The 1,409-nt window shown below is 72.9% G+C and carries 1 protein-coding gene; it reads right to left on the minus strand.

Annotation, left to right across the window (positions count from 1 at the left end; genetic code table 11):
- Positions 1-76 precede the first annotated feature (76 nt).
- Complete coding sequence (locus tag ACFP3U_RS36765; protein ID WP_380230130.1) at positions 77-1,210, minus strand: DUF2510 domain-containing protein; 1,134 nt, start codon at positions 1,208-1,210, stop codon at positions 77-79.
- Positions 1,211-1,409 lie beyond the last annotated feature (199 nt).

Below are 1,409 nucleotides of genomic sequence, written 5' to 3' on the forward strand. Positions count from 1 at the left end.
CCGCCCGGAGTGTTCCGGGCGGGCCGCCGCCGCGCGCGTGAGCCGAACCGTACGGGACGGGCCCCGGGGGGCCGTGTCAGGTGTTCGAGGTGCCGTTGGCGCCGCTGTCCGGGCCGCCGGGGAAGCCGGGGATGGCCGGCAGCTTGCCGCTGTAGTCGCTGATCCCCTGGACGATGGTGTCCATCACCGCGACGTCCGGGGCCTTGTCGGCGATGTCGAAGCCGAAGTGCACCGAGACCAGGGACTTTCCGTCGGCGGACGGGAAGACCACCGTCTGCACATAGCCGTCGTTGCCCTTGGCGGCGTCCACCTTCCAGCGGACCAGGTAGCCGTCCCGGCCGTCCACCTTGACCGCCTCGGACTTGAGCTCCTGGTGCGAGAGGATCTCCTTGTAGCCGTCCTTGGCGGCCGTCTCGATGTCGGCCTTGGCCGCCGCCTGGACGTCGGTCCCTCCGCCGTCGATCCGGCCGGTGTTGGCGCCGCCGAGCGAGCAGTCGCCGCCGCCCTCGCAGTCGTACTGGCCGATGCTGAGGCCGGCGAAGCCGTCGCTGGTGGTGCCGCCCTCCCAGCCCGAGGGGACGGACAGGACGAGCCGGTTCACCACGTCGACGGCCTGGGAGGTGTTGGCACCGTTGCCCTGGCCGCCCTTGCCGTTGCCGCGGCCGCCGTTGCCGTTGCCGTTGCCGTTGCCCCGGCCGCTGTCGCCGCTCCCGCCGTTGCCGCCGCCGTCGCCCGGGCCGCCGAAGTCCGGCAGACCGCGCCCCGGGCCGTCGCCGTTCGGGCCGGGCCGGACGTGCGGGCGCGCGCTGTGGTGCCGGTCGCCGTGGTCGTCCATCGCCAGGTAGGTGATGCCCGAGCCGACGCCGAGGCCCAGGACGGCCGCCACGGTCGCCGCGATCACCACCTTGGACGGCTTGCGCCGCCGCTTCGGGGGCGGCGGCACCGGCGAGCCGTAGGCGGTGCCGAAGGGGGGCGGCTCGGGAGAGCGGACCGACGGCCCGCTCTCCAGCACCTCCCCCTCCAGCACCCGGGTGTCGGCGTCCTCCGGCCCCGGAGCGTCGGCCGCCGGTGGCTCCGGCGGCGGCGCGTCCGAGGGTGCGGGCCGGGTGCTGGCCGTCCAGCCCTTGCCGTCCCACCAGCGCTGGGGTCGTGGGTCGCTGGTGATGTCCTTCGGGTCCGGGTACCACCCGGCGGGGATCTGCTCGCTCACGACAGAGAATCTAAAGGCAGCCGGATAAGCGCGAAATCAGCTGGGCACCGAATTCCGGGCCTTTTCCATGAAATTACGGTGAGAAGGTGAGAGCGGGCCACCGGAACGGCCCGTTCCCGTTCGGCCGACCTCGGCAGAGCAGCTTCTAGACCCGTACTTCGCGGGTGACCGTTTCAGGTCTGTGGCCAGCGGGTTTGTG

It is taken from the genome of Kitasatospora misakiensis (genome assembly GCF_042656005.1).
In the GTDB taxonomy this organism is placed as follows: domain Bacteria; phylum Actinomycetota; class Actinomycetes; order Streptomycetales; family Streptomycetaceae; genus Kitasatospora; species Kitasatospora misakiensis.